The sequence below is a fragment of the Thalassobaculum sp. genome (genome assembly GCF_965223715.1).
Lineage (GTDB): Bacteria > Pseudomonadota > Alphaproteobacteria > Thalassobaculales > Thalassobaculaceae > Thalassobaculum.
The window spans coordinates 4,062,514-4,086,669 of the sequence record NZ_OZ245012.1 but is presented as its reverse complement, the minus strand read 5'-3'; the positions used below and the strand labels follow the sequence as shown (position 1 = coordinate 4,086,669).

Annotated in this window: 23 protein-coding genes; 11 read left to right on the top strand and 12 right to left on the bottom strand. The window is 68.1% G+C overall.

What is annotated here, in order from left to right; translation table 11 throughout:
- Positions 1-237 precede the first annotated feature (237 nt).
- Together ACOQOP_RS18940 and ACOQOP_RS18935 are read left to right on the top strand one after the other, a co-directional pair.
- Positions 238-2,691, top strand: a complete 2,454-nt coding sequence (locus ACOQOP_RS18940) for a DNA translocase FtsK (protein WP_420563372.1) — start codon at positions 238-240, stop codon at positions 2,689-2,691.
- Positions 2,692-2,893: 202 nt separating this feature from the next.
- The gene (locus ACOQOP_RS18935) at positions 2,894-3,475 is read left to right on the top strand and encodes a LolA family protein (protein WP_420563371.1); all 582 of its coding nucleotides are present in this window, start codon (positions 2,894-2,896) and stop codon (positions 3,473-3,475) included.
- A 174-nt stretch (positions 3,476-3,649) separates the two neighbouring features.
- Here the strand turns inward: ACOQOP_RS18935 and ACOQOP_RS18930 are convergent, their stop codons facing one another.
- Entirely contained in the window at positions 3,650-4,021 is a 372-nt protein-coding gene (locus tag ACOQOP_RS18930; protein ID WP_420563370.1) for a cupin domain-containing protein, read from the bottom strand.
- Positions 4,022-4,047: 26 nt separating this feature from the next.
- A complete protein-coding gene (locus tag ACOQOP_RS18925) occupies positions 4,048-4,461 on the bottom strand; it encodes a RidA family protein (protein ID WP_420563369.1) in 414 nt (137 codons plus the stop codon).
- A gap of 229 nt (positions 4,462-4,690) precedes the next feature.
- Between ACOQOP_RS18925 and ACOQOP_RS18920 the strand changes: the two genes are divergently transcribed.
- Positions 4,691-5,581: a DMT family transporter gene (locus tag ACOQOP_RS18920; protein WP_420563368.1), complete on the top strand. Its 891-nt coding sequence runs from the start codon at positions 4,691-4,693 to the stop codon at positions 5,579-5,581.
- Here ACOQOP_RS18920 and ACOQOP_RS18915 read toward each other — a convergent pair.
- The 3 genes from ACOQOP_RS18915 to gloB all read right to left on the bottom strand — a co-directional run bounded on the left by ACOQOP_RS18915 (position 5,578) and on the right by gloB (position 7,487).
- Complete coding sequence (locus ACOQOP_RS18915; RefSeq protein ID WP_420563367.1) at positions 5,578-6,027, bottom strand: cupin domain-containing protein; 450 nt, start codon at positions 6,025-6,027, stop codon at positions 5,578-5,580. The two genes, ACOQOP_RS18920 and ACOQOP_RS18915, sit on opposite strands and share 4 nt — an antisense overlap.
- A gap of 4 nt (positions 6,028-6,031) precedes the next feature.
- On the bottom strand, positions 6,032-6,646 hold the full coding sequence (locus tag ACOQOP_RS18910) for a glutathione S-transferase (RefSeq protein ID WP_420563366.1): 615 nt from the start codon (positions 6,644-6,646) through the stop codon (positions 6,032-6,034).
- Between the two features lie 70 nt (positions 6,647-6,716).
- Entirely contained in the window at positions 6,717-7,487 is a 771-nt protein-coding gene (gloB, locus tag ACOQOP_RS18905) for a hydroxyacylglutathione hydrolase (protein ID WP_420563365.1), read from the bottom strand.
- A gap of 239 nt (positions 7,488-7,726) precedes the next feature.
- Between gloB and ACOQOP_RS18900 the strand changes: the two genes are divergently transcribed.
- Positions 7,727-8,821 carry a mandelate racemase/muconate lactonizing enzyme family protein gene (locus ACOQOP_RS18900; RefSeq protein WP_420563364.1) on the top strand — a complete coding sequence of 365 codons (1,095 nt, stop codon included), beginning with the start codon at positions 7,727-7,729 and terminating at the stop codon, positions 8,819-8,821.
- 271 nt (positions 8,822-9,092) lie between these two features.
- Here ACOQOP_RS18900 and ACOQOP_RS18895 read toward each other — a convergent pair whose 3' ends face one another.
- From ACOQOP_RS18895 to sdhC, 4 genes are read right to left on the bottom strand one after another with little or no spacing between them, the layout of a single operon-like run.
- On the bottom strand, positions 9,093-9,872 hold the full coding sequence (locus tag ACOQOP_RS18895; RefSeq protein ID WP_420563363.1) for a succinate dehydrogenase iron-sulfur subunit: 780 nt from the start codon (positions 9,870-9,872) through the stop codon (positions 9,093-9,095).
- 47 nt (positions 9,873-9,919) lie between these two features.
- Positions 9,920-11,710: a succinate dehydrogenase flavoprotein subunit gene (gene sdhA / locus ACOQOP_RS18890; RefSeq protein ID WP_420563362.1), complete on the bottom strand. Its 1,791-nt coding sequence runs from the start codon at positions 11,708-11,710 to the stop codon at positions 9,920-9,922.
- Positions 11,711-11,714: 4 nt separating this feature from the next.
- Positions 11,715-12,119, bottom strand: a complete 405-nt coding sequence (sdhD, locus tag ACOQOP_RS18885; protein ID WP_420563361.1) for a succinate dehydrogenase, hydrophobic membrane anchor protein — start codon at positions 12,117-12,119, stop codon at positions 11,715-11,717.
- 14 nt (positions 12,120-12,133) lie between these two features.
- Entirely contained in the window at positions 12,134-12,517 is a 384-nt protein-coding gene (sdhC, locus tag ACOQOP_RS18880) for a succinate dehydrogenase, cytochrome b556 subunit (RefSeq protein ID WP_420563360.1), read from the bottom strand.
- A 962-nt stretch (positions 12,518-13,479) separates the two neighbouring features.
- On the opposite strand from sdhC, the gene ACOQOP_RS18875 reads away from it, so the two are divergent.
- From ACOQOP_RS18875 to ACOQOP_RS18850, 6 genes are all read left to right on the top strand, one after another.
- Positions 13,480-13,980 (top strand): pentapeptide repeat-containing protein, encoded by a 501-nt coding sequence (locus ACOQOP_RS18875; protein WP_420563359.1) that lies wholly within the window; start codon positions 13,480-13,482, stop codon positions 13,978-13,980.
- Positions 13,981-14,324: 344 nt separating this feature from the next.
- Entirely contained in the window at positions 14,325-15,164 is an 840-nt protein-coding gene (locus ACOQOP_RS18870; protein WP_420563358.1) for a class I SAM-dependent methyltransferase, read from the top strand.
- A complete protein-coding gene (locus tag ACOQOP_RS18865) occupies positions 15,146-15,430 on the top strand; it encodes a putative quinol monooxygenase (protein WP_420563357.1) in 285 nt (94 codons plus the stop codon). The genes ACOQOP_RS18870 and ACOQOP_RS18865 overlap by 19 nt, the downstream gene beginning before the upstream one ends.
- 77 nt (positions 15,431-15,507) lie before the next feature.
- Positions 15,508-16,329, top strand: coding sequence for an isocitrate lyase/PEP mutase family protein (locus ACOQOP_RS18860; RefSeq protein WP_420563356.1), 822 nt, complete (start codon positions 15,508-15,510; stop codon positions 16,327-16,329).
- Between the two features lie 121 nt (positions 16,330-16,450).
- A complete protein-coding gene (locus ACOQOP_RS18855) occupies positions 16,451-17,284 on the top strand; it encodes an isocitrate lyase/PEP mutase family protein (RefSeq protein WP_420563355.1) in 834 nt (277 codons plus the stop codon).
- 84 nt (positions 17,285-17,368) lie between these two features.
- Positions 17,369-17,977: a DUF6988 family protein gene (locus ACOQOP_RS18850; protein WP_420563354.1), complete on the top strand. Its 609-nt coding sequence runs from the start codon at positions 17,369-17,371 to the stop codon at positions 17,975-17,977.
- A 15-nt stretch (positions 17,978-17,992) separates the two neighbouring features.
- Here ACOQOP_RS18850 and ACOQOP_RS18845 read toward each other — a convergent pair whose 3' ends face one another.
- The 3 genes from ACOQOP_RS18845 to ACOQOP_RS18835 all read right to left on the bottom strand — a co-directional run bounded on the left by ACOQOP_RS18845 (position 17,993) and on the right by ACOQOP_RS18835 (position 23,167).
- Positions 17,993-18,709 (bottom strand): transporter substrate-binding domain-containing protein, encoded by a 717-nt coding sequence (locus tag ACOQOP_RS18845; RefSeq protein ID WP_420563353.1) that lies wholly within the window; start codon positions 18,707-18,709, stop codon positions 17,993-17,995.
- An 84-nt stretch (positions 18,710-18,793) separates the two neighbouring features.
- A complete protein-coding gene (locus ACOQOP_RS18840; RefSeq protein ID WP_420563352.1) occupies positions 18,794-20,599 on the bottom strand; it encodes a methyl-accepting chemotaxis protein in 1,806 nt (601 codons plus the stop codon).
- A gap of 141 nt (positions 20,600-20,740) precedes the next feature.
- Positions 20,741-23,167 (bottom strand): S8 family serine peptidase, encoded by a 2,427-nt coding sequence (locus ACOQOP_RS18835; protein WP_420563351.1) that lies wholly within the window; start codon positions 23,165-23,167, stop codon positions 20,741-20,743.
- 192 nt (positions 23,168-23,359) lie between these two features.
- On the opposite strand from ACOQOP_RS18835, the gene ACOQOP_RS18830 reads away from it, so the two are divergent.
- Positions 23,360-24,136, top strand: coding sequence for a chorismate mutase (locus ACOQOP_RS18830; protein ID WP_420563350.1), 777 nt, complete (start codon positions 23,360-23,362; stop codon positions 24,134-24,136).
- The last annotated feature ends 20 nt before the right edge of the window (positions 24,137-24,156 follow it).

Genomic DNA, 24,156 nt, shown 5'->3' with positions numbered 1-24,156 from the left:
CGGCAGGGTCCTTCCGGTGCCGCACTCTCCCTCGACTCGGGCTCGATGCTGGTCATCGGGCCCGCTTTCTGTTTGAGGGGATTCGATTTTTTCTTATCTTTCCTGTGAAGGTTGCCCGCTAACTCCCTGTCGTATAGAGTTGATCGGCGTTTGGAACAAACCCGATACGCGTGAGCTGCACGGAGCTGGCCCTCCGGCGGCCCTGCGCGTCTCCGAGATCTGGGAGGGCTGAGGCGCATGGCACGGGCGTCCGGCAGCAATGAGAACAGAACCCTTCTGCCGGTCGAGGCGACCCGGTACCTGCAGCGGCGCGGCGAGGAGGCGGGCGGTCTGGCGCTGATCGCGGGCGCCGGCCTGCTGGCGGCGACCATCGGCGCCTACGACCCGGCCGATCCCTCGCTCAACGCCGCGGGTGCCGGCACGGTCTCCCATCCCTTCGGCTATATCGGCGCGGTGGTCGCCGACCTGCTGCTGCAGTCGCTGGGGGCCGCCAGCGCCCTGCTGGTGCTGATTCCGGCCGTCTGGGGCTGGCGGATCCTGCGGCACGAGCGGGTCGGCCGCTGGCCCCTGCGCATCGCCCTGCTGCCCCTGTCCATGGTGCTCGCCACCGCAGCACTCGCCCTGATCACGCCGCCGGCCGCCTGGCCGCTGCGCGCGGGGCTGGGCGGCTTCCTCGGCCCGCTCACGCTGTCCCCGGCCGGCGCCTTCGCCAGCCAGCTCGCCCCGATCGGCGGATTGCTGCCGGTCGCCCTCCTGTCCGGCCTGATGGCGATCGCCGCCGGGCTCTGGTCCGCCGGCATCGGGGTGGTCGACGCCATACGCGGCGTGATCGGCCTGTTCCGCCATGCCGCCACCGGTGCGGCCAGCGGCGCCCGGATCGGCGCCCGCGGGGCCGGGGCCGGTGTCCGTCTCGGCGCCCGACTCGGCGCCGGGTTCAGCGCTGGCATGCGCCGCAAGGAGCCGCGCCTGAACAACGATGACGACGGCGACGACGAGGATGACGTCCCCTGGAAGGAGGAGCGGCGCGCGCCGGAGGCCCCGCGCCAGGCCGTGCGTGCCGCCAAGGCCGCCGCCGACCGTCCGGCCGAGCCATCGCTGCGTCGGGTGGAGAAGCCGGTCAACACGCCGAAGCCCCGCGCGGCCAAGCAGCGCCAGTTCGATCTCGGCACCAACGACGACGGCTACGTCTATCCGGAGCTCGACCTGCTCACCGACCCGCCCGCCGCCGCCAGCGGCCCGGATGAGGATGCCCTGGAGCAGAACGCCCGCATGCTGGAGAGCGTGCTGGCCGATTTCGGCGTGAAGGGCACCATCGGCAAGGTCCGCTACGGCCCGGTGGTCACCCTGTACGAGCTGGAGCCGGCCCCCGGCACCAAGTCCTCCCGCGTCATCGGCCTGTCCGACGACATCGCCCGCTCCATGAGCGCGGTGTCGGTCCGCGTCGCCGTGGTCCCCGGCCGCAATGTCATCGGCATCGAGCTGCCGAACGCCCGGCGCGAGACCGTGTATTTCCGCGAGGTGCTGGAATCCGACTCGATCAACAGCTCGTCGCACAAGCTGGCGATCGCGCTGGGCAAGGATATCGGCGGCACGCCGATCGCCGTGGACCTCGCCCGCATGCCCCATCTGCTGATCGCCGGCACCACCGGCTCGGGCAAGTCGGTGGCGGTGAACACGATGATCCTGTCGCTGCTCTACCGCCTGCCGCCGGAGCGCTGCCGCTTCATCATGATCGACCCGAAGATGCTGGAACTGTCGGTCTATGACGGCATCCCGCACCTGCTCTCGCCGGTCGTCACTGACCCGAAGAAGGCGGTGGTCGCGCTGAAATGGACGGTGCGCGAGATGGAGAGCCGCTACCGCGCCATGTCCAAGCTCGGCGTGCGCAACATCGACGGCTACAACGCCCGCATCGCCGAGGCGATCAAGAAGGGCGAGGTGCTGAAGCGCCGGGTGCAGACCGGCTTCGACGCCGACAGCGGCAAGCCGGTCTTCGAGGAGGAGCCGCTCGACCTGGTGCCCCTGCCCTATATCGTCGTGGTGATCGACGAGGTGGCCGACCTGATGCTGGTCGCCGGCAAGGACATCGAAGGCGCGGTCCAGCGCCTGGCCCAGATGGCCCGGGCCGCCGGCATCCACGTGATCATGGCGACCCAGCGCCCCTCAGTCGACGTCATCACCGGCACCATCAAGGCCAACTTCCCGACCCGGATCTCGTTCCAGGTCACCTCCAAGATCGACAGCCGCACCATCCTGGGCGAGCAGGGGGCCGAACAGCTCCTGGGCATGGGCGACATGCTCTACATGGCCGGTGGCGGGCGGATCACCCGCGTGCACGGGCCGTTCTGCTCCGACGAGGAGGTGGAGGACGTGGTCCGCCACCTGAAGACCCAGGGCGAGCCGGAATACGACGAGACCATCACCGAGGACGACGAGGGCGCCGGCGATCCGCTCGGCTTCTCCGGCGCCGGCGAGGGCGGCGGCGGCTCGGGCGACGAGCTGTACGACCAGGCGGTCGCCATCGTCGCGCGCGAGGGCAAGGCCTCGACCAGCTTCATCCAGCGCCACCTGAAGATCGGGTACAACCGGGCGGCCACCCTGATCGAACGCATGGAATCCGAGGGTGTGGTCAGCCAGGCCAACCATGTGGGCAAGCGCGAGGTCCTGGTCGGCGACCACTCGGCTGATTGACCGGGGCGACCGGTTGGGCTGCCGGATTCCGCGGGAGAGCGGCGTTGACGGCAGACGGTCGTGGCGCAATCGTGACACGGTCGTCTCCGATTTGCCGCTTGCCAACCATCCCGGGACACGCCAAGTCAGCGCTATGATCCGAGCACGCTCCTTCCTCGCCGCCCTCCTCTTCACCGCCGCCGCCGCCGGGAGTCTCGCGGGCATGCCCGCCTCCGCCTCGGCCCAAGGCCTTACCGCCGAGCAGCGGGCCGAGGTCCAGCGGGTGGAGGAATACTTCAACCAGCTCACCACCATGCGCTCGACCTTCCTGCAGGCGAGCTCCACCGGGCTCGTCGCCCGTGGGGTGGTATGGATGGAGCGCCCGGGCCGCATGCGGTTCGAATACGCCCCGCCCTCGCCGGTGCTGATCACCGCCGACGGGATCTGGCTGACCTACCAGGACAACGACTTGGAGCAGACCACGCAGATCCCGCTGATCTCCTCGCCGCTCTCGGTGCTGGTCTCCGACGAGGTCGACCTGATGGACGATCTGGTGGTGGAGGACGTGGAGAAGGGCTCCAACGTCATCCGCCTGCAGCTCCGCCAGCGCGACGACCCGGACCAGGGCAACGTGGTCCTGACCTTCCAGGACAAGCCGCTGTCCCTGAAGCAGTGGATCATCACCGACGCCCAGGGGGTGGAGGTGAAGGTCGCCCTGCTCGACCCGGTCTTCGGCCTGGACCTGCCGCCGGACCTCTGGCGCCCCAACGATTTCGGCCGGCCGTCGGACAGCGTCGGGCGGTAGGGGCTGCCCGCCTCCTGGCCCGCCCTTCGACACGCTCCCAACGCCCCCATCCCGCACTCCCCGGATTTATTCCGGGGCGAGCCCGGGGACCGGTGAGAACCGTCGAGCGCGCGCGCGAACCGATGCGCTTGCCCCGGAATAAATCCGGGGAGTGCGGGAGGGAGTGGAGAGCCGCTACAGAAACTTGTTGGGCTTCAGAAACGTTCCCAGCAGCAGGGCCCCGTTCCGCGATTTCGCCACGTGCTTGGAGCCCGCCGGGCGCCAGACGAAATTGCCCGCGGTGACCTCGCCCTCCTCGTCCTCGATGGAGCCCTCCAGCACGAAGGTCTGCTCGATGCGGGTATGCTCGTGCAGCGGCAGCTCGGAGCCCGGCGCCCATTTGAACAGGGCGGTCAGCAGCCCGCTCTCCTCGTCCTTCAGCAGCACCTTCCACTCGACGCCGGGAAACTGCGTCGGCTCCCAGTCCATACCCTCCACGTCGACATAGCGCGAGGCTAGCGGACCCAGCCCGGCATGGTTCGCGGCCTTCGGTGTCACGGCGGTCATGGTGTTCCTCCTCCCAAGTTTCTTAGTCAGTCCTCGTTCGGGATGACGGCGATCACGTCGATCTCCATCAGCCATTCCTGCTTGGCCAGCCCGGCCACCATCAGGCCGGTGGAGACCGGAAAGACACCCTTCAGCCATTTCCCGACGGTGCGGTAGACCGGCTCGCGGTCCTCGCGGCGGGTGATGAAGATCGTGATCTTGACGATATCCTCCAGCCGTGTCCCGGCCTCGGCCAGCAGGGTCTGCACGTTGCGCATGGCCTGGTCGGTCTGGGCCGCCGGATCGTCGCCGCCGACCAGGTTGCCGTCGAAATCGGTGCCGACCTGGCCGCGCAGATAGACCGTTCCGTTGGCGACCACCGCCTGGCACAGGTCGTTGTCGAGCGACTGGTCGGGATAGGTGTCGCGGGTGTTGAACTTGCGGAGACGTGTATGGGCCATGGGCGGGGCACTTCCATCGGGTTGAGACGCGCGCCCGATACTATCGGCACTTTCGCGGCACCTGCCCAGAGCGCAGGTTGGGCGTCCGGGGCCCTGATCCACACCGGCGCGGACCTGTACCCCGGGTACAGGCGATGATAGCGTCCGGCCTCTGGCGTTGCACCCGGGGAAGGCGTAAACCGGTGCGGTTCCGCCCCGCCCTCCTCCAGCCCGACAGAACGGATCCTTCATGACCCGCGGCCGCGCCACCCTGATCGGCTTCACCGCCGTGCTGATGTGGGCGCTGCTCGCCCTGTTCACCGCCCTGTCGGGGCAGGTGCCGCCGTTCCAGCTCCTGGCCATGACCTTCGCCATCGCCACGGTGATCGGCCTCGTCGGCTCGCTGGCTCGGGGCACCTCGCCGCTGGCCCATCTGCGCCAGCCGGCCGCGGTCTGGCTGCTCGGCGTGGGCGGGCTGTTCGGCTACCACTTCTTCTACTTCCTCGCCCTGCGCAACGCGCCGGCGGTGGAGGCGAGCCTGATCGCCTATCTCTGGCCGCTGCTCATCGTGGTGTTCTCGGCCCTGCTGCCGGGCGAGCGGCTGCGCTGGTTCCATCTGGGCGGCGCCCTGCTCGGCCTCGCCGGTGCCGCCCTGCTGGTCACCAAGGGCCAGGGCCTGGAGATCGATCCGCGCTATACGCTGGGCTATGTCGCGGCCGGGGTCTGCGCCCTGACCTGGTCGAGCTATTCCGTCGCCTCGCGTCGTTTCGGCGACGTACCGACCGATGCGGTCAGCGGGTTCTGCGCCGCCGGGGCGATCCTGGCGGTGCCCTGCCATCTGATCTTCGAGACGACCGTCTGGCCGCAGGGCGCGGTCGAGTGGCTGGCGGTGCTGGCTCTCGGCCTGGGACCGGTCGGCGGCGCGTTCTTCACCTGGGATATCGGCGTGAAGCGGGGCGACATCCAGGTGCTCGGCGCCTCCTCCTACGCCGCCCCGCTGCTCTCCACCCTGGTGCTGGTCGTCGCCGGCCTGGCACCGGCCACTCCCATCGTGGCCATCGCCTGCGTCCTCATCGTCGGCGGCGCGGTGCTGGCGGCCAACGAGATGCTTCACCGCCGGGCGAAGGACCCGGCGCTCTAGCCGCCGGACGGCCTCGGCACCGGACGCCAATCCGGCGGGGCCATCTCGAAGCCGGAGAATTCGAAGGCCGGGGCCACCGTGCAGCCGCACAGGGTCCAGCGGCCGAGGCTCTCCGCCGTCTGCCACCAGCCCGGCGGCACCACCACCTGGGGCGTCTGGCCGGCGAGCACGTCGGCGCCGAGCGTGTGGGCCTCGGCATCGTGGCCGTTCGGCGACAGGGTCAGCACCAGGGGTGCCCCGGCATAATGGTGCCAGATCTCGGTCGCGTCGGTGACCCGGTGCCAGGCCGACAGCTCGCCCGCCGACAGCAGGTAGTAGATCTGGGTCACCGCCCCGCGACCGCCGCCCTCCGGCGCGTCGCGGTAGGTCTCCTTGTACCAGCCGCCTTCCGGATGGGCCTGGAGGCCCATCCGGTCGATCAGCTTTCTGACCTCGTCATCCGCCATCGGATCAGGCGGCCGGCGGCTTGGTCGCCTGCATGGACGGCCGGGCGGAGAACCGCTCGTACCAGGTGGCCAGCGCCCGGTTCGCGCCGCGCCAGTCCTTGTTCGGGAAGCGGAAATCGAGATAGCCCAGCGCGCAGCCGGCGGAGATCGTGCCGATATCGACCCGGTCGCCGAAATCGGCCGACCACTCGTTCAGCGCCGCAAGCGCGCCGTCGATCTTGCCCATCTGGGCGTCGGTCCAGGGCTTGTAGTGCAGCTCCTCCGGGCGAATCCGGCCCTCGTAGATGATCAGCAGGGCGGCATCAAGCAGGCCGTCGGCGGCCGCCTGGACGCGCAGGGCATGCCAGCGGGCGTTGCCCGGCTCGGGGAACACCTTGGTGCCCTCGTGCTGGCTGTCCAAGTACTCGCAGATGACCGGCGAGTCGAACAGGGACAGGCCGTCATCGGTGACGAGGGCCGGGATTTTCTTCACCGGGTTGGCCTTGGCGACATCGGCGTCCGGAGCACCCGGTGCCGTCGTCACCGCCGCCATCTCGATCTGGTCGATCAGGCCGGTCTCATGGGCGACGACCGCAACCTTGCGGGCATAGGGAGAGGCGGGCGACTGGTACAGCTTCATCTCTGTTTCCTCACAGGAAAGGCCCCGGGTCGACGCGGCCAGGGGGTCTCATAGTCAGACGGCGGAACGCTCAGAAATTATCCTTGCCCTTGCGCACGGCGGCGAAGACCTCGACCGGGTCGGCGCCCGGCTTGCCGACGGCGGCGGCGATCGCCGGATCGTCGGCCCGCAGGAACGGGTTGATCGCCTTCTCCTGGCCCAGCAGGGAGGGGATCGTCGGCTCGCCGTTGGCGCGCAGCTTCTCGATCTCCTTCGCCCGCGCCTTGAGGGCGTCGTTGCCGCCGTCGATCGACAGAGCGAACTTGGCGTTGGAGGCGGTGTATTCGTGGCCGCAGTAGATGTAGGTGGCGTCGGGCAGTTTGCGCAGCTTGGACAGAGAGTCCCAGAACTGCGCCGGCGTGCCCTCGAACATCCGCCCGCAGCCGAGCGAGAACAGGGTATCGCCCGGGAACAGCGCGTCGCTGTCGGCGATGTAGAGGGAGATATGCCCGGTGGTGTGGCCCGGCGTGTCGAAGACCTGGATCGTGTGGCCGGCGAAATCGTAGGTGTCGCCCTCGGCCAGCGTGACGTCCATGTCCGGAATCCGGCTGGTCTCGGCCGTCGGGCCGACCAGGGTGGCGCCGTGCTTCGCCTTCAGGGTCTCGTTGCCGTCGATATGGTCGGCATGGTGGTGGGTATTGAGGATATGGGTCAGCTTCCAGCCACGCTCGGCGAGCGCCGCCTCCACCGGGGCCGCCTCGCCGGGATCGACCACGGCGGTCGCACCGGAGGCCGCGTCATGCAGCAGGTAGACGTAATTGTCCGACAGGGCCGGGACGAGAACGATGTCGAGAGCAGGCATTGGCGGAAATCCTCGCGTTCTTTTGGCAGTTCGGTGCTGCACGCTGAGATGGGGTGGATTGCCCCGGTGTCGATAGGAGCTACGTCGATCGGATGAGCGGCCGAACCCTAGCACCGTCCCGGCGGACCGGCCAATCGGTCAATGGCGGCGGTGGTCGGATCCGGGCTCGACAGGAGGCGCCCCGCACCGCCTATGATGGCGGATAATCAAGAACATCGCCAAATCCCGGGAGGACATCCATGAAGATCGCCGCCGTCGAGGCCATTCCGCTCCGCATCCCGTTCAGCCACAGCGGCGAGACCAAGGCGTTCGCGACCGGCAAATGGGCCGTTCTCGACACCTGCCTGGTCAAGGTGACGACCGATACCGGGCTGGTCGGTTGGGGCGACGCCTTCGCCTATCACTGCCTGGACGCGGTGACCGCCGCAGTGGAGCACATGATCGCGCCCGTGGTGATCGGCGAGGACGCCCGCGACATCGCCGGACTGAACCACCGGCTGCAGCAGAAGATGCACCTGTTCGGCCGCCACGGGATCACGATCTTCGCCATTTCCGGCCTGGACCTGGCGCTGTGGGACATCGCCGCCAAGGCCGCCGGGATGCCGCTCTGCCAGCTCTTCGGTGGTTCGCCCACAGTGAAGCTGCCCGCCTATTCCTCCCTGTTCATCCTGCGCGACCAGGAGGCGGTCGTGAAGGATGTGAAGCAGTCCCTGGAGGAGGGCTACCGGTACATCAAGCTGCACGAGATCGCGGCGGAAGAGGTCGGGGCGGCGCGCGAGGCGGCCGGCGACGACATCCCGATCATGGTCGACACCAACTGCCCCTGGACCCCGGACCAGGCGCGGCGGATGGCGGTGGAACTGGACGAGTTCGACCTGCACTGGCTGGAGGAGCCGATCTTCCCGCCGGAGGATTTCGCCAGCCTCGCCCATCTGCGCCGCGAGACCGGGGTTCCGATCGCGGCCGGCGAGAACTGGTGCACGGCGATGATGTTCGGTCAGGCGGTGCAGGCCGGTGCCGTGGACTACGCCCAGCCGAGCGTGACCAAGGTCGGCGGCATCACCGAGTTCCGCAAGACGGCGGCGATCTGCGAGGCGGCCGGGGTGCAGGTGATGCCCCACTCGCCGTATTTCGGCCCGGGCTTCCTGGCGACCCTCCACCTGGCGGCGGGCCTGGCCAATCCGGGGCTGGTGGAACGGTTCTACATCCGCCCGGAGGCGATGCTGTACCAGCGCTGGCTCGACCCGGTGGACGGGTTCTTCGCGGTCCCGGACATGCCCGGCCTGGGCCCGGAACCGGACGCGGACGTGATCAGGGAGTATCGGGTGCGGTAACCCTTCGCTCCCCTCCTCTTTTCTCTCACACTACCTCTCTTCACACTCCCCGGATTTATTCCGGGGCCCACCCATGAACGCGCTTCTCAAGTCGAGCGTTCGCGCAGGCTCATGTGTAGGCCCCGGAATAAATCCGGGGAGTGTGAAGAGAGGTAGTGTGAGATGAAGGGGAGTGTGAAGAGGGGGAGAGGTAGAAAAGAAAAAACCCGGCGCCTTGGGGGCACCGGGTTCTGTTTCTTCCTATGGAGATCGGACCCGTAGGGCCCACCCCCTACTGGCGCATCACCATGAGCTTCTTGATCTCGGCGATCGCCTTCGCCGGGTTCAGACCCTTCGGGCACGTCTTGGTGCAGTTCATGATCGTGTGGCAGCGGTACAGGCGGAACGGATCTTCCAGCGCGTCCAGACGGTCGCCGGTGCGCTCGTCGCGGCTGTCGGCGATCCAGCGATAGGCCTGCAGCAGCACGGCCGGACCGAGATAGCGGTCGCCGTTCCACCAGTAGCTCGGGCAGGAGGTCGTGCAGCAGAAGCACAGGACGCATTCCCACAGCCCGTCAAGCTTCTCACGCTCCTCCGGCGACTGCCGGCGTTCCTCGGTCGGCGAGGGCGGGGTGTCGGCCTGCAGCCAGGGCTGCACCGAGGCGAGCTGCGCGTAGGGCACCGACAGGTCCGGAACCAGGTCCTTGATCACCGGCATGTGCGGCAGCGGGTAGATGTGGACGTCGCCCTTTACATCCTCGATCGGCTTCAGGCAGGCCAGCGTGTTCGTGCCGTCGATGTTCATCGAGCAGGAACCGCAGATGCCCTCGCGGCAGGACCGGCGGAAGGTCAGGGTGGTGTCGATCTCGTTCTTGATCTTGATCAGCGCGTCGAGAACCATCGGCGCGCAATCGTCCATGTCGATCTCGTAGGTGTCGAGACGGGGATTCGACCCCTTGTCCGGATCGTAGCGGTAGATCTTGAACTTCTTGACCCGCTTGGCCCCTTCCGGCGCCTTGTAGGTGTCGCCGATCTTGACCTTGGAATTCGCGGGCAGAGTGAACTCGGCCATCGGTGTGTTTCCTTCGTTATCTGGCTATCCGGGACGGCGGGCGCGGCTCAGTAGACGCGCGCCACCGGCGGGATCACCTCGACCTCGTTCGACAGGGTGTTCATGTGGACGTCGCGATACGAGACGGTGGTCTCGTTCTTCTCGTTCAGCCACATGACCGTGTGCTTCATCCAGTTGTCGTCGTCGCGGTCCGGGAAGTCCTCATGGGCGTGGGCGCCCCGGCTCTCCTGGCGCAGCGCCGCCGAGTTCAGGGTGACGATCGCCTGGCCCATCAGGTTGTCGAGCTCCAGGGTCTCGACCAGATCGGTGTTCCAGATCAGCGACTTGTCGTTGACGCCCACATTCGGCATCGACTTGGCCACCTCGTGGATCTTCTTCAGGCCGTTGTCCATGAGCTCGGTGGTGCGGAACACCGCCGCATGGGTCTGCATCGCCCGCTGCATGTCGAGCCGCACCTCGCCGGAGCGCAGGTCGCCCTTGGCGTTGCGGATGCGGTCGAGGCGCGCGATGGCCTTCTCCGAGGCGTCCTTGGTGATCGGCTTGTGGCCCTCGCCCGGCTTCACCGTCTCGGCGGCGCGGTGGGCGGCGGCACGGCCGAACACCACGATGTCGAGCAGCGAGTTGGTGCCCAGGCGGTTGGCGCCGTGGACCGACACGCAGGCGGCCTCGCCGATCGCCATCAGGCCCGGGACCACCCGGTCCGGATCGGAGGCGGTCGGGGCGATGACCTCGCCGTGATAGTTCGTCGGGATGCCGCCCATGTTGTAGTGCACGGTCGGCAGCACCGGGATCGGCTCCTTGGTCACGTCGGAGCCGGCGAAGACCTTGGCGGTCTCCGAGATGCCCGGCAGGCGCTGGTGCAGGACGTCGGGGTCCAGGTGCTCCAGGTGCAGCATGATGTGGTCCTTGTTCGGACCCACGCCGCGGCCTTCGTTGATCTCGATCGTCATCGCCCGGCTGACCACGTCGCGCGAGGCCAGGTCCTTGGCGGTCGGGGCATAGCGCTCCATGAAGCGCTCGCCTTCGGAGTTGGTGAGATACCCGCCCTCGCCGCGCGCGCCCTCGGTGATGAGGCAGCCCGCACCGTAGATGCCGGTCGGGTGGAACTGCACGAACTCCATGTCCTGCAGCGGCAGACCGGCGCGCAGCACCATGGCATTGCCGTCGCCCGTGCAGGTATGGGCGGAGGTGCAGGAGAAGTAGGCGCGGCCGTACCCGCCGGTCGCCAGCACCGTCTGGTGGGCGCGGAACCGGTGGATGGTGCCGTCCTCGAGACACAGCGCCATGACGCCGACGCACTCGCCTTCCTCGCTCATGATGAGGTCGAGGGCGAAATACTCGATGAAGAACTCGGCGTTGTTGCGCAGCGACTGCTGATACAGCGTGTGCAGGATCGCGTGGCCGGTCCGGTCGGCGGCGGCGCAGGCACGCTTGGCCATGGACTTGCCGTGGTTCAGCGTGTGGCCGCCGAACGGGCGCTGGTAGATCTTGCCTTCCTCGGTGCGCGAGAACGGCACGCCGAAATGCTCCAGCTCGATCACCGCCGGGATGGCGTTGCGGCACATGTACTCGATCGCGTCCTGGTCGCCGAGCCAGTCGGAGCCCTTGACCGTGTCGTACATGTGGAACTTCCAGTTGTCCCCCTCGCCCATGTTGTCGAGCGCGGCGCCGATGCCGCCCTGGGCGGCGACCGTGTGGCTGCGGGTGGGGAACACCTTGGTGATGCAGGCGGTCTTCAGACCTTCCAGAGACATGCCGAGGGTGGCGCGCAGACCGGCGCCGCCGGCCCCGACGACGACCACGTCGTACTCGTGATCGATGATGGGATAGGAGTCCATGATCTCAGCCTCCGAAGGCGATTTTCAACACGGCGAAGATCGCGGCGACGCCCAGGACGATCGTGGCGAACTTCACCAGGACCAGGACCGCGAGCTTCAGACCTTCGTTGTGAATGTAGTCCTCGATGACGACCTGAAGACCCAGCTGGGCGTGGTAGAAGGTCGCACCGATCAGCAGCACCAGGGTGATGGCCACCGAGGGCGAGCCGATCCAGGCCAGGGCCGCGCCGTGGTCCATCCCGGCCATGCCGGCCAGGGACACCACGAACCAGAGCGTCAGCGGCACCAGGGCCAGGGCGGTCAGGCGCTGCATCCACCAGTGGTGCACGCCCTCCTTGGCCGAGCCCAGGTGGCGGACCCGCCCCAGGGTGCTCCGCATCGAGGTGCTGCGCATGGAATTCTCAGACATCTGCGTCCCCCTCCTCAGCCGGCGGCGACGATGATCCAGGCGACGACCGTGAGCACCACCGAGGCGCCCACCGTCATCCAGCCCGACTTGTACGCCGTCTCCAGCTCGAAACCGTAACCGGCATCCCAGAACAGGTGCCGGATGCCGTTGCACAGGTGATACATCAGCGCATAGCTGAAGCCGAACAGGATCAGGTAGCCGAACCACGATCCCATGAAGCCCTGCGCCGTGGCGAAAGCCTCAGGCCCGGCGGCGGCCGCCAGCAGCCACCAGACCAGCAGCAGGGTGCCGGCGGCCAGCGCGATCCCGGTCGCCCGGTGGCTGATCGACATGACGCTGGTGAGCTGGGGCTTGTAGACCTGAAGGTGCGGTGACAGCGGCCGATTGTGAGCGCTCATACTTCCCTCATACTGGCGGGCACCGCCGCCCTCATGCCGGGGCATGCGGTGCCGGTTCGCCCGAACGGCGGCGCGTTCCCCGGTCCGGAACCGCGCCCCCCTGACAATTTCGACACGTCTTATAGACCATCACCCGGCGGCCTCAAACCCGGCGTAGGGTCGCACCGCGCAAAAGTCTCGTTCTCTTTAAAACAGCAGTCGGTTTTCCACAACCGGCAGCGCGACATCCTGCTGCCGCCGGAACCCGTTGATTTATCGGGGCTTCCCCAGAAAATCTCTGAAAAATGCGTGTGGATAAGTTGGTGGATAATAATGTGATGAAATGTTGAGAAGTAATTGTCGGAATTTGACTTGAGAACGCCTGCCGATCTACTGACTTTTTTCTTGCCACACCCGGTGCCGGGTGTCACGCTTCTTTCATCGCGCGGGGCCTTGATGCTTCGCTTCCGGACGACCCGGCTCCGCCGGACCATCGCCGGGAGCCGACGACAGGGCCCGGTCCGGGTCGGTAGGATCTCTCCTGGGGTGCGCCGGCCGCCGTTGACGCTCCCGTGCGGTGCGTGCGGCCCCCTTCGGGTGGTGCCGCCGCGGGGTCTCCGCCCCGCGACGCCGGTCTCTCCGGGCCAAGGGGAGGATCGGAGGCGCGCCGCCGGCCGGGCGACCGTCCCAACGGATCGGACCGGTGGCGGGAGGGAGTGTCGGCCCCGTGCCGGCGGAGTCCGTGCCAAGACAATCGCTCAAGGCACAGCCGACGCCCTCCGCCCCCGCGCGACTTTACCGCCGGCCTGCGCACCGCGAGCCCGCCGGACAGCGGCGCGATGGCGCATGCCCCTTTGCTGATCCGATCCCCGTGATAGTCTCCCGCCCGACGCTTTCGAGGTTCAGAAACCGACGGGCGCCGGAACGGGTTGCGTGGTCCAACGGGCGCGCCGGCCGCCGTCGCCCCGCGCACAGAGGCCGATATGCCGCGTCTGCCCGCACTGCTCCTACCGGCTTTCCTCCTGCTGCTCGGCAGCCAGCCGGCGCTGGCCGCCTGCACCGATCCGCCCGCCCCGGGGGTGGACTGGCGGCGCTGCAGCTTCGACCGGGTGGATCTGGAGAAGATCGACCTCAGCGGCGGCCGGCTGGACGATTCCAGCTTCAACCGGGCCAAGCTCGCCGGCTCGACCTTCAACGGGGTCCAGGGCGGCCGCGCCCGGTTCCTCGGCGCCGACCTGAAGCGGGCGAGCTTCGAGGGGGCGGAGCTCAAATTCGCCGATTTCAGCCAGGCCGACCTCCAGGGCGCCAGCTTCGCCGGGGCCGACCTGGCTGATGCGCGCATGGTGTCGGCCAATCTGCGCGGCGCCGACCTGACCGGCGCGCGGGTCCGCGACGTGGACTTCTACCGGGCCGACCTGTCGGGCGCGACCTGGATCGACGGCGAACGGGTCTGTGCCGAGGGGTCGATCACGTTCTGCCGGTGACGCCTGCCCCTCCTGTTTCTTTCCGTCATCCCGGCGGCGCCCGTCCCGGATTTAATCCGGGATTGATCCGAGTGTCGGCCGGGACCCAAGGGATTCCGCCGTCGTCCGCGGCTTGATCCTGAATCGAGTTCAGGATGACGGCGGATGGATTGTCAGGATGACGGGGAAGGAGCGACAGGACGTCTCGTCGTCCTGACGCATGTCAGGACCAAGCCGCCGTCGCCGCCCTCATGCGCGGAACCGCCGCCGCCGCGGCGCCCGACAACGCAGCGCGCCGCTCCCTCGGCGACGTCGATCAACAATGGGGCGCGGCATTCCCGCCGGAAATGCTCTAGGCTCCCGCCATGTTCAGCGATGCCGTCGATCTGCGCGATTTCTACGACTCGCCCCTCGGCCACCTGGCGCGGCGGATGATCCGGCGCCAGGTGCGCGAGCTGTGGTCGGACCTGCGCGGCCAGACGCTGCTCGGCCTCGGCTTCGCCACGCCGTACCTGCGGCCCTTTCGCGGCGAGGCCGAGCGGGTGCTCTCGTTCATGCCGGCGCAGCAGGGGGTGCTGCCCTGGCCGCCGGAGGGGCCGAACCTCTCCGCCCTGGTGGACGAGGGCGAGCTGCCGCTGGAGGACGCCTCGGTCGACCGGATCATCGTCACCCACGCCCTGGAGGGCACCGAGCAGCGGGCGGCGATGATGAGCGAGCTGTGGCGGGTGCTGGCGGCCAACGGGCGGATCCTGTTCATCGTGCCGAACCGCCGCGGCCTGTGGGCCCGCTTCGACCACACCCCGTTCGGCCACGGCCAGCCCTACACGGTCGGCCAGCTCTCCCGCCTGCTGCGCGACAACCGCTTCACCCCGACCCGCACGGTCAACTCGGTCTACACCCCGCCCTATGTCAGCGGCCTGCTGATTCGATCCGCTCCGGCAATAGAGCGGATCGGCGACCGGTGGTTCAACACCTTCGCCGGGGTCGTCATGATCGAGGCGCAGAAGCAGGTCTATGCCGTGCGCCGCGACCGCAAGCGGGTGCTGGCCCGGGCCCGCGATCTGATCACGGCCCCCCGGCCGACCCCCGCGCCGGCGCCGCGCAGCCTGTATCTGGACGCCGCCTGCCCGGCTATCCTGAGTGACCGCCTACCCAAAACCAATCAAACGCCCGGAGGAGATCCCGCATGTACGTTGTCGCCGTGAACCTCGTCGTCGATGCCAAGGACGCCGACGCCTTCGCCGACCGCCTGAAGCAGCACGCCAAGAACAGCCTGACCCAATCCGGCTGCCTCGGCTTCTCGGTCAGCGCCGACCACGACGCGCCGGGCTCCTTCCACCTGTGGGAGGTCTACAAGGACGCGGCCGCCTTCGAGGAGCACAAGAACGCCGATTTCATGGCCGATTTCCGGGATTTCTCCGCCCCGCTGGTGAAGAACCGGGTGCTCGCGACCGGCGACCAGATCGCGTAGGTCGCGCAAAAGTTCTTGCTTTGTTCTCGTTCTGGGTCTAGGGTTGCGCCGTTCGCAATCGCGCAAGGGCTCGACCCGTGACCCAGGCAGCATCCGCGTTCCGGGCCCTTCACGACGGGCCCGGCGCCTTCATCCTTCCCAATCCCTGGGATGTGGGCACCGCCCGCATCCTCGCGGCCCTGGGCTTCAAGGCGCTGGCCACCACCAGCGCCGGCATGGCCTTCGCCCTGGGGATCCGCGAGGGACAGGCCACGCCGGACCAAGTTCTGGACCATTGCCGCAGCCTGGTCGCCGCCACCCCGCTTCCGGTCTCGGCCGATCTGGAGAAGGGCTTCGGGGACAGTCCCGAAAGCGTGGCCGAGACCATCAGCGCGGCCGCCGCCACCGGCCTCGCCGGCGGCTCGATCGAGGACCATACCGGCGATCCGGACCGGCCGATCTACCCGTTCGATCTGGCGGTCGACCGCATCGCCGCGGCGGTGGAGGCCGCCCGCGCGGTGCCCGGCGATTTCGTGCTGACCGCCCGGTGCGAGAACCTGCTCTGGGGCCGGGACGACCTGGACGACACGATCCGGCGGCTCCAGGCCTTTGAGGCCGCCGGGGCCGACGTGCTCTACGCCCCCGGGCTGTACGATCTTGAGACCATCCGGACGGTCTGCTCGGCCGTCACCAGGCCGGTCAACGTGGTCATGGGCATGCCGGGCGCGACCTTCGACGCCGACGAACTGGCGGCGGCCGGGGTGCGGCGGATCAGCGTCGGCTCGGCCCTGGCCCGGCGCGCCTACGGGGCGTTCATCGAGGCCGCCCGCGAGATGGCGGGCGAGGGCAGCTTCCGCTTCGCCCACCGGGCGATGGGGTTCGCCGAGATCGAAGGGCATTTCGCCGCCCGCGGCCCGTAACCCCCGGCCCGTATTCCCGCTGCACTTGTCCCATGGGCCGGTCGCCCGCTTGGTCCCTAGGCCCCGGCCGCCCCGTCCCCACCTGCACGCTGCATCCCGCGACCGCAACGAGGTCTCCGCCATGTCGACCGCCGCCTCATCCGCCGCCTCATCCGCCGACGCTTTCCGACAGCTTCACGCCCAACCCGGCGCCTTCGTGATCCCCAATCCGTGGGATATCGGCTCCGCCCGCATCCTCGCGTCCCTGGGATACAAGGCGCTCGCCACCTCCAGCGCCGGCATGGCCTTCGCCTATGGGCTGGGGGACGGCAAGGTCGCCCCGGACCGGGTGCTCGCCCATTGCCGCGACATCGTCGGCGCCACCGACCTGCCGGTCTCCGCCGATCTGGAGAACGGTTTCGCCGACAGCCCCGAGGGCGTGGCGGAGACCATCCACAGCTTCGCCGGCACCGGCCTCGCCGGCGGCTCGATCGAGGATTCCACCGGCAAGCCGGACGCGCCGATCTACGGGTTCGACCAGGCGGTCGAGCGGGTCGCCGCGGCGGCCGAGATGGCGGGCAAGGTGGCCGGCGGCTTCGTGCTGACCGCCCGGGCCGAGAATTTTCTCCATGGCCGGCCCGACCTGGACGATACGATCCGCCGCCTGCAGGCCTTCGAGAAGGCCGGGGCCGACGTGCTCTTCGCCCCGGGCCTGCCCGACCTCGACGCCATCCGCACGGTCTGCAAGGAGGTCTCCAAGCCGGTCAGCGTGATGATGGGCATCCCCGGCCGCACCTTCTCGGTGGACGAGCTGACCGCCGCCGGCGTGACGCGGATCAGCACCGGCCCCGCCCTGGCCCGGGCGGCCTATACCGCCTTGATCGAGGCCGCCGGCGAGGTCCGCGACAGCGGCACCTTCGACTTCGCGATCAGGGCGCTCGGATCCGGCAAGATCGTCCAGCATTTCGGCGGGTAGGACACGTCTAATCGCTATCAATATTTCGCATAGTGGCCTTGATACTGTAGCTTAAAGAGCCAACAACCGTGGCAATATTGAAAAATGTCGAAAGATGAACAAATCCGAAGATTAATGCGCCAAATCGCATTGAACGATTCAAATATTATTTGGCTAGATTCCAAACAAGATATTGATGTTCCGACAGATCGGAAAAGCTTGCTGTCCGCTGCTATTTTTGATCAAGCGCGCGAACACCATAAGAGTATAATGGTATTGTTCAAGTTACGATATTTTGGATCAGGTTTAGCGCTGGTTCGCCCGCTTTTCGAATCTTATCTTCGAGGTTTATGGATCCAGAGATGTGCGGATGAAAGAGAAATCAAAAAATTTATAAAATCCAAAGACATTAAACCAGTGCAGTATTTAATAGATCGAATTGAAAAGACCGCAGGATTTGAATCTGGAATACTGAGCGCGAGTAAAAAATCTATATGGCATGCCGCTTGCGGATTTACGCATTCTGGATTTGAACAAGCCTCAAGGCGACTATCAGAGGACGATATTGGCCCAAATTACGACCTAGACGAAATCATTCAATCAATGAAAGCTGTTCTTGCATACGACTTTATGACTTTCCTCGCGATGTGTGAGCTCGGCTCAAACAACGAACTGGCTAATGAGGTATTGGAGCGGTTCAGACTGTCCAATTGACAGCATACCCTGCGGTCAGAACGCCACGCTCAGCTTCTCCTGGACTCCGAACTTTTCCAGAAGGCCGGCGACGGTGCCGTCGGCCTTCGCGGTCTTCAGGAAATCCTTGATGGCCGCCTGCAGGGCCTGGTTCTGCGGCTTGGAGCCGACCGCCTGGCGCACGGCGGTGTAGCGACCCTCCAGAATCCGCTGGCCGCCCAGCTCGGCCGCGTTCTCCTTCAGCGCCGGACGCAGGCCGGCGAGCGTATCCAGCTTCTCGGTCACATAGAGGTCCAGCGCCCCCTGCAGACCCTTGGCCCGCACCAGTTCCGCGTGTTTCAGGGTGCGCGACAGGTACAGGTCGTAGGCCGAGCGGTCCGAGACCGCGATCCGCACCCCCGGCGCGTCCACGTCGGCGATCGTCTTCAGGGGCGAGGCCTCGGGCACCATGTAGGTCGCCTCGATCTCCACATAGGCGTCGACGAAGGCGATGGTCTTGGCCCGTTCCGGCTCCTCGGCGATCAGGGCGATGTCCCAGGCGTCCTCGGCCAGGGCGTCGGCCACCTCGCCCGGCGAGGCGAAGGGCACCAGGGCCACCTCCAGGCCCAAATGCTTCGCGATCAGCCCGGCCAGGCTCGGCGCCACCCCCTCCGGATCGCCGTTCGCCGCCTTGCCCGTCACCAGCAGGATGTTGCCGAGATTGATGCCGGCGCGCAGCACGCCCGGGCGGGAGAGGTCGGTGTCGAGGGTCATGGCGAGGCTCCGGACGGCAAAGGGAGCGCCATCCTAAGAGCGGATCGCCGGCTTGCCCATGGCCGCAATCCGCCTCAGCCGCCGTCAGGCGGCCGCCCCGGCCCCGGCATTGGCCAGGATCTGGCGCAGATGGACCCGCATGTCGGCCAGGGCCTCCGTGATGCGGTTGGAGGAGTCGGACATGGTGCCGCTCATGGAGCCGGTCTTCTCCGCGGCACTGGCCACGCCCTCGTTGACGCCGGCGACCCGGTGGGCGCGGTCGGCCACGTCCTCCACGGTGCCGGTGATGGTCTCCGTCTTCTCGCTCAGGCTCTCGATCCCGTCGGCGACCTCGCCCATGCCGCTGTCGACGGAGCGCAGCCGCTCCTGGATGGCGCCCGCCGCGTCGGAGACCCGCTCGATGCTGGCCCGGAATCCGCCGACCTCCTTGCTGATCCGCAAGGTGGCCTCGGCGGTCTGGCCCGCGAGGGTGCGCACCTCGCCGGCGACCACCGCAAAGCCGGCCCCGGCCTGCCCGGCGCGGGCGGCCTCGATGGTGGCGTTGAGGGCCAGCAGGTTGGTCTGCTCGGCGATGTCCTGGATCAGGCCGACGACGCTACCGATCTGGCGGGCGGCGGCGGTCAGGTCGGCCATGGCGCCGGCCACGTTGTCCGCCTCGGCGGCGACCTCGCTGGTGAGCACCCGCTGGCCGCGCACGTCGCGGGCGATGTGCTGGGCGGTGTCGCTCAGGTTGCGGACCACCGCGCGGACATCCTGGATGAAGGCGGCACTCTCCTCCGCCAGGGCGTGGGATTCGGTCGAGCGGGACAGGGTGTCGCTCGCCAGGGCGTTCAGCTCTGCCGAGATCGCCACGAGCTGCTCGACGCTGTCGGTCACCACGGAGACGCGCGCACCCATGCCGGTCTCGATCTCCGAGCTGAGGGTGGAGAGCTGCTCGGCGAGCTGGCGTTCCCGCGCGGCGCGCTCGGCCTCGCGCTGGACCCGCATCCGGTCGATCTCGTCCAGGGCCGCCTGGAAGCTCTGGATGCCGCCGGCCAGCGCGCCGATCTCGTCGACCCGGTCGGTATCGGTGATCTCGGCCTCCTCACCCCTGGCGATGGCCCGCAGGGCGGTCGACAGGCGCGACAGGGCCCGGGTGACCAGGTAGCGCATGACGGCCCAGACCGCGACGTTCGCCACCAGCATGCCGGTCAGGCTGACGGCGGCGATCAGCACCAGCGCCCGGGTCAAGGTCTGCTCCACCTTCAGCTCGGCATCGTGGATGTGATCGATCTGGCCGAGAATGGCGTTGCGGGTGGTCTCCGCCGCCAGCGCCTCGTCGACGATCGCGCTCTTCAGCTCGGCGACCTTGCGCGTCAGGGCGTCCGGGCTCGCCGCCGCCCCGGTCAGCTCCTCCGCCCTGGCCGCCACAACGGCAGGGTCGGCGCCAGCCAGCACGACCTCCTCGACGGTGTCGGTGAACGCGTCGCCCTCGAACAGGCCATAGGCGATGCCGACCCCGCCCTCGGTCTCCTTGACCACGATGCCGCCCGGCTGCTGCACGTCCCGGCGCTCGCCGCGCTTGGTGAAGCGCTCGACGATCCGGTCGCGGCCCTCATACCGCCGGGTCTCGGTCGGATAGGTCTGCTCCGCCCAGGCCAGCAGGATCGGCAGCGGATCGGTCTGGAGCTGGTCGGGAACGGCGATCAGCTTCTTCTGCAGCCCGAAGACCTCGGCCCGCAGCTCGGCGTTCATGTCCCGCAGCAGCCCGGCCCGCGATTCCTGCTCGGCCATCAGCGTGGTCACCACGGTGACGTAGACCCCGGCCAGGGCGCCGAGGACGAGGCAGAGGGTCAGGGCCAGGGCGACGGTCAGCTTGACGTTCAGATGGGACCGGACGAACGCGAGCATGCGACAGCCTCATTCTGGCCAGGAACGGAAGCGGCCAAGCTATCCACGCGGAATGACAGAGCGATTACGCTTCTGTTTCGTCCTTATGAGTATGTTTTCATTCATATTGATTGTATTTTGTCTTTAATTCCGGGCACTCCGCTAGCCGAAGAACGGGTCCGACTGGAACAGCCGTCCCTCGCCGAAACCATGGGCCAGGTAGTGCAGCAGCGGATCCATGCCGGCGCCGGCGACGTCCGGGTTGGCGGCCAGATAGGCCTCGGCATCGAAAAGCCCGCCGGCCTCCCGGCCCTCCAGATAGCCGTACCGGTGATAATGCAGCAGCGGGTTCATCCCGGCCGCCGCCACGTCCGGATTGGCCGCCAGGTAGTCGCCGCTGTCGAACAGCGCGTTCGGCGCCCGGTCCTCGAAGCCGCCATGGTACAGGTAATGGAGATAGGCGGTGCCGGTGTCGAAGCCGGCGGCGGCGACGTCGTCGTTGCTGGCGAGGTAGAAGGCGGCGTCGAAGCCGATCTCGTTCACTAAGACCGGGGCGGCGGACAGCCGGTTCCCGTCGTCGAAGGCGAGGATCTCGGTATTGCGCAGGATGTCCCGTCCGTCGGCACCCTCGATGACGGTGTCGCCGCCGGAGACGCCGATCGTGTAGGAGGTGGAGAGGCCGGCGAACCGGGCGGTATCGAGCCCGCGGCCCCCGTCCAGGATGTCGTCCCCCGCCCCGCCGATCAGGCTGTCGCTGCCCCGCCCGGCCACCAGGAGGTTGGCCAGGCTCGAGCCGGCCAGCAGGTCGTCGCCGTCGCCGGTATAGAGGTTCTCGATCTCGGTTCCCTCGGCGACCCGGAAGCCGGCGCCGTAGATGCTGCCGACCGTGCCGTCCAGATAGATCGCCACCGGCCCGCTGACCGCCGCGGCATTGATGGCGTCGGTCCCGCCGTCGGCATCGACCAGGACGCTGCGGCCCGCATCGGCCGTCGCCAGGGTGGCGTACTGGTCGGTATAGACATAGCGGTCGTCGGTCGTGGTCCCGTCGCCATAGAGCGTCAGGCTCCAGCTCTCCAGGGTGCCGACCGTTCCGGTCTCGGTGTCGGTGACCCTCAGGGTCCACGCGCCGGCGGCGCTCTCGCCGTTATGCTGGGTCGACATCAGGATCGCGGAATCGGACCCGAAGAAGGTCTGATCCGGCAGTTCCGCCAGCAGGCCTTCCTGCTGCGCCAGGACCTCGTAAGCCTCGAAATCCGGGTTGTAGATCAGGTAGCTGGTGGTTCCGTGCGGCGAGGTCAGCTCGATCCGGAGCTGGCCGAGATCGCCGTGGGGCAGGGTCACGTCGACCACGGCGAACTCCACATCCATCGCCGCATCGACGCTGAGGGACTGGGACACCCCGGCCGTATCGCCGTCGGGCACCGCCACGGCCGTCGTCGAGGTCACCGTATGGACCGCCTGGTTGGCGACCGTGTTGGGCGTGGCGTCCCAGGTCTCGGCCAGGCGGGTGGCGGCGCGGGCGTCGACCTGGCCGAACCCGTAATCATGGCTGGCGGTGAGCCCGCCGCCGTTCCAGTCGGTGGCGCCGTTCTCCACCGTCGTCCAGGGATAGGACAGGGCGAGGGAGACCCCCGCCTCAAAGGCCGTGCGAAAGACTTCCGGCCGATCGGCGAGCGCCTCTTCGCTGCCGACCGTATCGGCCAGGATGTCGGCGCGGGTCAGCGGATCGGCGCCGGTGTCATAGGCCGAATAGGCCAGGATCTCCTGCACGTCGCGCATGCCGAGCGCCGGGTTTGCCTGCAGCACCAGTGCCGCGACCCCCGCCACGATCGGCGCGGAGAAGGACGTGCCGTCGGTCAGGTCGTAGCCGTCGTCCACGCCATTGAGACCCAGCACGCCGGCGCCCGGCGCCGCGACCAGGACGTTCGATCCGGGCGACGAGAAGGTGGCGATCTGGCCGTCCGCATCGGTGGCGGCGACGGTGATCTGGTTGGGCAGGTTCTGCTCCGGCCCGTGGGTCGACAGGACGCCCTGGATCCGCGAGTTCCCCGACGCGAACACATGCACGATGCCCAGGCCGTCGCGCCCGAAGGTCGCGGTCTCGGTGATCGCCTCGGCTGCTCCCTCCTCATGGAGGAAGATCTCGTTGCCGTAGCTGTTGTTGGTCACGTCGGCATCGCTGGCCAGCCAGAAGGCCGGGGCGGCGTCGCCGAAACTGCCGTTCTCCTCGGTGATGCGGATGCCGGTGAAGACCGCGTCATAGGCGACGCCGACGACGCCGACGCCATTGGCCGCCGCCGAGGAGAATCCCGCCACCTGGGTCCCGTGGGAATAGGTGTCCGCGATCGGCGTGGCGTCGGCTTCGCCGGTGACGGCGTTGTGGTCGTTCTCGGCGTCGTAGTTGCTTTCCAGGTCCGGGTGGGTGTAGCGCACGCCGTCGTCGATCACGGTGATCCGGATGCCCGCGCCGGTATAGTCCGGCCAGGCGCCCAGCACCCGGATGTCCTGGCCCGCCGTGCCGCCGGACTGTCCGGTATTGTGCAGGTACCACTGATCGCCGAACAACGGATCGGAGGGAATGCTGGTCATGGTCGGCGCTTCCTCACGGGCTTTGGAACCGGGGTTTTTCCCTTTGGTACCCAATCCGCGCGGCGGACGGGAGACCGAAAACCCGTCCGGGCGAAAGGTCGCAAGAGCGTTCCGTCGCGGCTTGCCTTAATCGGCGCGCTCCGATAGGTCTTGCCGGTTTCCTTGTGACCGACCTTCTCCAGGAAGTACCGCATGGCGGATGTCGCGCCCTCGCTGGCCCAGCTCCGGGCCGAGATCGACCGCATCGATGACGAGCTGCTCGGGCTGCTCGAGAGTCGGGTTGCGATCGGTCGGCGCGTGGCCGCGGCCAAGGGCGACGCGTCGGGCCCCTATCTGCGCCCGGGCCGCGAGGCGGCGATCCTGCGCCGGCTCTGCTCGGCCGCCAGCGACGACCTGCCGACCGCCACCCTGGAGCGCATCTGGCGCGAGATCCTGGGCGCCAACCTGGCCCGCCAGGTCGATCCGCTGACCGTTGTCTACGCGCCCGAAGGCGCCGAGTGCGCGCTCGACCTCGCCCGCGACCGCGGCGGGGCGGCGACCCGGCTTGAACTGGTGGACAGCGCCGAGGCGGCGATTGACGCGGCGGTGAGCGGCCGGGCGACCCTGGCCGTGCTGCCGGACGTGGCCGATTCCCGCTGGCGCTGGTGGCCGCAGCTCGTTTCGGGCTCGCAACAGAACTCGTCCATCCAGAAGCCGCGCGTCATCGCGCGGCTTCCGCTTTTCGGGAACGGCGGCGTGCCGGCCTACGGCATCGCCCCGCAGGACCCCGATCCGTCCGGCGACGACGTGACGCTCTATGCCGTGCGCGGCACCGCCGAGGGCGCGCTGGACACCGCGGAGATCGAGGGGACCCGCTGGTCGCTGATCGCCGCCGACGGGTACCTGGAGGTCGGGCATATTCCGGCCGGCGCGGCGCTGATCGGCGCCTACGCCCGGCCCGAGACCTCCCGCTCGAAGACGAGCACCTGACCCCATTCTTCCGTCCGAGG

What these genes read in the sequence shown, in the direction of transcription:
- ACOQOP_RS18895 (WP_420563363.1), bottom strand. Translation starts at nt 9,872, where the DNA reads ATGGCCGAGTTCACTCTGCCCGCGAATTCCAAGGTCAAGATCGGCGAC.
- sdhC (WP_420563360.1), bottom strand. Translation starts at nt 12,517, where the DNA reads ATGAGCGCTCACAATCGGCCGCTGTCACCGCACCTTCAGGTCTACAAG.
- ACOQOP_RS18900 (WP_420563364.1), top strand. Translation starts at nt 7,727, where the DNA reads ATGAAGATCGCCGCCGTCGAGGCCATTCCGCTCCGCATCCCGTTCAGC.
- ACOQOP_RS18830 (WP_420563350.1), top strand. Translation starts at nt 23,360, where the DNA reads ATGGCGGATGTCGCGCCCTCGCTGGCCCAGCTCCGGGCCGAGATCGAC.
- sdhD (WP_420563361.1), bottom strand. Translation starts at nt 12,119, where the DNA reads ATGTCTGAGAATTCCATGCGCAGCACCTCGATGCGGAGCACCCTGGGG.
- ACOQOP_RS18835 (WP_420563351.1), bottom strand. Translation starts at nt 23,167, where the DNA reads ATGACCAGCATTCCCTCCGATCCGTTGTTCGGCGATCAGTGGTACCTG.
- ACOQOP_RS18875 (WP_420563359.1), top strand. Translation starts at nt 13,480, where the DNA reads ATGCCGCGTCTGCCCGCACTGCTCCTACCGGCTTTCCTCCTGCTGCTC.
- ACOQOP_RS18915 (WP_420563367.1), bottom strand. Translation starts at nt 6,027, where the DNA reads ATGGCGGATGACGAGGTCAGAAAGCTGATCGACCGGATGGGCCTCCAG.
- ACOQOP_RS18845 (WP_420563353.1), bottom strand. Translation starts at nt 18,709, where the DNA reads ATGACCCTCGACACCGACCTCTCCCGCCCGGGCGTGCTGCGCGCCGGC.
- ACOQOP_RS18870 (WP_420563358.1), top strand. Translation starts at nt 14,325, where the DNA reads ATGTTCAGCGATGCCGTCGATCTGCGCGATTTCTACGACTCGCCCCTC.
- gloB (WP_420563365.1), bottom strand. Translation starts at nt 7,487, where the DNA reads ATGCCTGCTCTCGACATCGTTCTCGTCCCGGCCCTGTCGGACAATTAC.
- ACOQOP_RS18940 (WP_420563372.1), top strand. Translation starts at nt 238, where the DNA reads ATGGCACGGGCGTCCGGCAGCAATGAGAACAGAACCCTTCTGCCGGTC.
- ACOQOP_RS18935 (WP_420563371.1), top strand. Translation starts at nt 2,894, where the DNA reads ATGCCCGCCTCCGCCTCGGCCCAAGGCCTTACCGCCGAGCAGCGGGCC.
- ACOQOP_RS18925 (WP_420563369.1), bottom strand. Translation starts at nt 4,461, where the DNA reads ATGGCCCATACACGTCTCCGCAAGTTCAACACCCGCGACACCTATCCC.
- ACOQOP_RS18910 (WP_420563366.1), bottom strand. Translation starts at nt 6,646, where the DNA reads ATGAAGCTGTACCAGTCGCCCGCCTCTCCCTATGCCCGCAAGGTTGCG.
- ACOQOP_RS18850 (WP_420563354.1), top strand. Translation starts at nt 17,369, where the DNA reads ATGTCGAAAGATGAACAAATCCGAAGATTAATGCGCCAAATCGCATTG.
- ACOQOP_RS18865 (WP_420563357.1), top strand. Translation starts at nt 15,146, where the DNA reads ATGTACGTTGTCGCCGTGAACCTCGTCGTCGATGCCAAGGACGCCGAC.
- ACOQOP_RS18920 (WP_420563368.1), top strand. Translation starts at nt 4,691, where the DNA reads ATGACCCGCGGCCGCGCCACCCTGATCGGCTTCACCGCCGTGCTGATG.
- ACOQOP_RS18840 (WP_420563352.1), bottom strand. Translation starts at nt 20,599, where the DNA reads ATGCTCGCGTTCGTCCGGTCCCATCTGAACGTCAAGCTGACCGTCGCC.
- ACOQOP_RS18930 (WP_420563370.1), bottom strand. Translation starts at nt 4,021, where the DNA reads ATGACCGCCGTGACACCGAAGGCCGCGAACCATGCCGGGCTGGGTCCG.
- sdhA (WP_420563362.1), bottom strand. Translation starts at nt 11,710, where the DNA reads ATGGACTCCTATCCCATCATCGATCACGAGTACGACGTGGTCGTCGTC.
- ACOQOP_RS18855 (WP_420563355.1), top strand. Translation starts at nt 16,451, where the DNA reads ATGTCGACCGCCGCCTCATCCGCCGCCTCATCCGCCGACGCTTTCCGA.